Origin of the sequence: Desulfobacter sp. UBA2225, from assembly GCF_002348205.1 — a bacterium.
In the GTDB taxonomy this organism is placed as follows: domain Bacteria; phylum Desulfobacterota; class Desulfobacteria; order Desulfobacterales; family Desulfobacteraceae; genus Desulfobacter; species Desulfobacter postgatei.
In genome coordinates this window covers 1-5,245 of the sequence record NZ_DDYV01000201.1, presented here as the reverse complement: position 1 = coordinate 5,245, position 5,245 = coordinate 1, and the positions used below count along the sequence as shown (strand labels likewise).

General features: G+C 46.6%; 5 protein-coding genes. 3 read left to right on the top strand and 2 right to left on the bottom strand.

Going from position 1 to position 5,245, the window contains the following annotated elements:
- Positions 1-81 precede the first annotated feature (81 nt).
- Positions 82-555, bottom strand: a complete 474-nt coding sequence (locus B3D59_RS10185; protein ID WP_286819532.1) for a DUF3124 domain-containing protein — start codon at positions 553-555, stop codon at positions 82-84.
- Positions 556-935: 380 nt separating this feature from the next.
- Here B3D59_RS10185 and B3D59_RS10180 point away from each other — a divergent pair, with 380 nt between their 5' ends.
- From B3D59_RS10180 to B3D59_RS10170, 3 genes are all read left to right on the top strand, one after another.
- Complete coding sequence (locus B3D59_RS10180; RefSeq protein ID WP_286819531.1) at positions 936-2,024, top strand: response regulator; 1,089 nt, start codon at positions 936-938, stop codon at positions 2,022-2,024.
- A 63-nt stretch (positions 2,025-2,087) separates the two neighbouring features.
- A complete protein-coding gene (locus tag B3D59_RS10175) occupies positions 2,088-3,362 on the top strand; it encodes a hypothetical protein (RefSeq protein ID WP_286819530.1) in 1,275 nt (424 codons plus the stop codon).
- A gap of 14 nt (positions 3,363-3,376) precedes the next feature.
- Positions 3,377-4,504 (top strand): AAA family ATPase, encoded by a 1,128-nt coding sequence (locus tag B3D59_RS10170; protein WP_286819529.1) that lies wholly within the window; start codon positions 3,377-3,379, stop codon positions 4,502-4,504.
- Positions 4,505-4,537: 33 nt separating this feature from the next.
- Here B3D59_RS10170 and B3D59_RS10165 read toward each other — a convergent pair.
- Positions 4,538-5,245: NAD(P)-dependent oxidoreductase (locus tag B3D59_RS10165; RefSeq protein WP_286819528.1), on the bottom strand; the 708-nt coding region annotated here is incomplete at its 5' end.

The following is a 5,245-nucleotide window of genomic DNA, read 5'->3' as shown; positions in this document are numbered from 1 at the left end:
ACGCTGTCCGGAAACATGCCGGAAATGTTGTCCAGTCAGATGATATTGCTATGCTGATGATCAAATATCAGGGATCGGATTTCATTTAAAAGGGATAAGAACCTGGCCCCGGGACGTGAAAGAAGACCTTGAGCCGATCATGATGGTTTCCATGATAGGGGGATTTATTGGATTTTCAGATCGCCATTCAACAATAAAATTGGCCCCGGCTCCGCCGGCCTTATCGTCATAATCGACAACATAGCGTATGGATTCAAGGGGCTTTAGAGAAATAGGCGAGGGGAGGTATTTTTTTAAAAGAGTGCCTTTGGTGTTGTAGTAATCTACGGACACAACCTCAATGCCATGGGAGATGTCCGTATTGCGGATGCTTAAAGTCACGGTTAAAAACGTGGGGATCTGTCTGTTGCCTGTGTAAATATGTGAATATGCCGGGACATAAACCTTTTGTCCCTTTGAAAGCCCCGGGGCTTGCTGAGCAAAACCCGTACCCCTTACACATAATAACAGGCCAATCAACAAAATCGGGTAAGCCAGTCTATATTTTTTTACCATTATTTTTTTTACCTTTAAGAAAAGCTGTTTGACACGGGAACGTGTTTTTCATCGTTTGGGTTAAGATTAACCTGAATGTGCGCATTTTTGCAAGCCTGGTCGATAAAATTTTTCGCCTGTGTTTTTATTGTTTTTTCAGTCAGCTGTAGGCCTTCTTTAATCGACAAGATAATCATTAATTGTAAAAAAAAATTGAACTGATTGTCAGTAAAGCGCTGTCAATTTTTCTAAAATTCCCGTAACAAAAAGCATTTTCCTATCTTCAACGGCATGATATAGAGAATACATTATTTGGGTACGGGTTTTAACATCACCGTCACCAAGATTCAACCCAGCGAACTCAAGGTGCTATAGCCGGTTTTGTAGGGGGTAGCGATCAGATGGATAGAATTTTGTTCGTTGATGAGGATCTTGCTTTTATGGAGGTCACGCAACGACGCCTGAGAAAAATATTTGATATTGATATCGCCCAAGGTGGTCGGGAGGGCCTCAACGCGGTGGCGGGAAAAGGGCCTTATGCAGTGGTAATCACGGACCTGCATATGAATGGCATGGACGGGTTCGAGTTTGTGGAGAAGGCAAAGAAAATAGACCCTGACAGCGTAATTGTGATGCTTACCGGCCACGGCAATCTCGATGTTTCTTTAAAGGCGCTGAACGGGGGTAAAATTTTTAAGTTCCTGATAAAACCCTGCAAGCCCCATGTACTTGAAAAGACACTGCAGGAATGCGTCGAACAATACCACAGGAACAGCCATCTGATCAAAACACCCGAAGCTGCATCTACCAACAGAGATAAAATACTTATCGTCGATGATGATCCGGAAGTATTAAGTGTATTTACGGCAGCAGTGAATGCCACAGATCAGTGCGATGTGCTCACAGCCGAAAACGGCAAGATAGCCCTCGAACTTATAAAATTCATAAAAATACATGTGATCGTAACCGATCTTGACATACCGGATATGGGCGGTATCCAGTTGTTAAAAGCCACGCACAGGCGTGAACCCAATATGGACCTGTTTTTGATGACTTGGCGGCCAGCATCGGAATTCCAAAATTCGGTGCCGGAGATCAATATGAACGCCATTTTTGAAAAGCCGCTGGATATGCAGGCGGTTCTGGAGAAGATTTGGTCCGCCCTGCGATCCAATCGAAAAGGAGAAATTAAAGGGTTTGGTACGGCGGCCTTTCTCCAAATGATCGAAATGGAAGAAAAGACATGCACTCTCCAGGTACGATCAGCCGATAAGGTCGGGTTTTTGTTTTTCAGGAAAGGCCAGCTGATTGCAGCTGAAACAGGGAACCTAAAAAACGAGGATGCGGCTTATGATATCATAAACTGGAAGGATGCCACTTTTGAAGTCGCCCGCCCAGATGCTGAAAAGCACACTGAAATCAATCGCACCCTCATGCATATTCTGGTTGAAGCGGCCCGCAGGCATGACGAAGCGGAGGCAGATAAATGACCGAAATTCAGCACACGTTCTTAAACAATCTGTATCTTTCGGCAGAGAGGTCGCCCATAAAAGATGGAAGATAAAACGGCGCACCTGGAAATAGAGGATTTTCTGATGGCCGAAGGATTCGTATCCTCCGAAGAGATGGCCGAAGCCAGAGGCATCCGGAAGACTCATATTGAGCAATCTAAAAAACAATTGGGTTTTATCCTCTTGGGCCAAAAAAAAATAACTCAGGAACAATTGAAGAAGCTGCTGTTCCTTCAGGAAATGCAGTGGCAGATGGGTAAACGGGCAGTTGAAAAGGGGATGCTCTCTCAGGAGCAGCTGGAGGAAGGCCAAAGGCAGGTCAAACAGTCTGGTCACTCCCTGAGCCGATTTTTAGTTAAAAAAGGGTATCTTTCAGATATGGATCGAAAAAAACTGGTTTACGAGCAGCTGGACACCCTTTTTCTTGTCAAACTGGCCGTCAAACACCGCCTGATCCAGGAGGGCGATCTGGAATCGGTGTTAAAGCTCAAGCATTACAAAAAATCAACATGTGAAATTCTGTATGAACAAAATCGTGTCACCCTGTCTGAACTCAATCTCGCTTTCCGCAGATTCAGCCGTGACCTCAAGCTGGGACAGATTCTGTTACAGCAGGCCTTGATCCATGAGGCGGATCTTGAAAAGGCCCTTGCATTGCAGTCCGCTGCCCATAAGGCTCTTGGCAAAATACTTTTAGAAAATAAATGGGTTGCCATAGACCAGCTCTACTTTGCCCTTTCCATTCAGTACAACACCCCGTTCCAGAAACTTGACGGATATATTTATTATGAAAAACAAAAGATAGAACTGCGCAGTATAATCGGCCAACGCTATGCCTGTGAACATCAAATTCTCCCTCTTTTCTGGAACGGTGACAACCTGACCCTCGCAGTCTCAAATCCGGCCAGGATCTGGAGCATGCAAGATCTGAAATCTCGCCATCCGAGCATTCAGATGACCTGTGTGCTGATCACTGATGAAAAATTTGAACAGTTATACGCCCTGCTTTATGGAGAGGTCCTGCCCAGGCCTGTCCAGAGGTTTTTGTCCGGGCAGCAGAATTCAGAGGGAGCCGTGGTGGTGATCGATAATCTGAAAGAACAGCATGCCCATATCAAATTGTTGTACCAGGCTTATAAGGCCCAGATGCAAATGGCAGGAGGAGATAAGGCGGTTCCCCGGGAAGAAATCTGGTTCATCGAATTTATTGAAGAAAATTTTAATACAATCTGCAACACCTACGGTTGCTCCGGCGTCCAATTCAGATGTGCCACCAAAGAGAGGAATCCGGAACTCTTTGCCTCGCCGGTACCATAAAAAGGAAGGTATGCATGAAACGGGTGATCACCATTACCAGTGGAAAAGGCGGGGTTGGCAAGACCAATATCTGCGTGAATCTGGCGGTTGAGTTTGCCAGAAAAGGATTGCGGCCCTGCATTTTTGATGCGGACCTGGGGTTGGCCAACATCAATATTCTGATGGGAATTCGGCCGGAGCACACTCTGGAGGAGGTGGTAAACGGGGAGAAACGCATCTCGGATATTATCATCCACGATACCTGCGGTGTTGACATCATTCCCGGCGGCACCGGTGTGGAAAAGCTGGCCGCCATGACACCTGAGGACGTCTCCCAACTAATCGAATCCTTCTCTTGCATAGAGGGGTACGATGTACTGCTTTTCGATACTTCGGCCGGCATATCCAGGCATGTGCTGTCCTTTTGCCTGGCTTCCCAGGAGGTGCTCCTGGTGGTGACCTCCGAACCTACATCGCTGACCGATGGGTACTCGCTGTTGAAGGTGCTTTCCCTGAATGGATACCGCGATCCGGTGAAGGTGGTCATGAACAAAGCGAAAAATGAACGTTTTGCCAGGGCCGTATTCGATAAATTTAACGAAACGGTGAAACAATATCTTCCCCTTGAAATTTCCTATGCCGGCTGCCTTCCCGCCGATGAAACCGTTTCCGCTGCGGTCACCCGGCAGCGTCCTTTTAGTTTGCTGTATCCTATAGCCCGCGCTGCGGTGGGCATTGAGCAGTTGGCCGGATTTCTGCTCGACAATCCAGGCATCAATACATGTGACAGTGCGTTTGAAAAATTCTGGGAAAAGTATATGGAAATCGCGGGGACTCCTATAAAACTGCCGAAAGGGAAAAAAAAATCAACCATGGCCCCGGATACAGCCCCAAAATCTCTCCAACCGCCTTCAGCCCAAGCACCTGTTTCTGTAGGAGACAATCCTCTGTCCGACCAGATATTGACATCTTTAAATGAATTGACCACCATCATCACCGATATGTCGGCTGAATTCAAAGAATTTCGGCGCACACTGACAGGGCAAGCCAATGACAGTGGCACCCCCGGTGATCCCGAAAATGACCTATGGGTACCACAACTGCCGCCTATTATTTTCCTTGATTTTGAAGCGTATAAGAAAAAAAAACAGCAGGAGATCTGACGCCGTCCCTTTTTACATGGTGCATCTTGCGATTCAAGGAGATGTACCGTTCTTCATGAACTGATAAATTGCAGAAAAATCTTTCCGGCCCAGGCCGTCTTGTTTTGCTGCGGCGTAAATTTCTTTTGCCGAATTTGCCAGCGGCAGGGGCTGTCCCTCTTCATATGCGGTCAAGGTTGCCAGGTGAAGATCCTTGTGCATCCACTCCAAAGGGAATTGGACTTCAAAATCATTTTTGCGGATCATCTCTGCCTTGGCCTGCGTAAACGGTGCACAGACCGACATTTTCGGCAGGGTATCCAGCAGGAAATCCTTTGAAAATCCAAGTTTTTCACCCAGCAGTATATTTTCCGAAAGCATGAGCATGGATTGGGCTAACAGCGAATTTACCAACAGTTTTAATGCCGTGCCTTTGCCTGGTTCTCCCACATGCATAACTTTTTGCCCCATGCCTTCCAGCAAGGATTGTACAACATCCAAAACGTTTTTTTCAGCGCCGACAAAGAAAGCCAGATCCGCATTTTCTGCATTGGGTTTTGTTCCGGATACGGGCGCATCCATGAACCGGATGCCACACTCCTTTGCCATTAAAAAACTTTTTCTGGAAAAAGAGGGATTCACGGTTGAGCAATCCACCCAGATCGCATTTTTTTTCATTGCGGATACAAAGCCCTCCTCTGAAAATGCCACCTTTTCAACCACTTCAGGGGAGGCCAGCATGGTAAATACAACATCGGCACT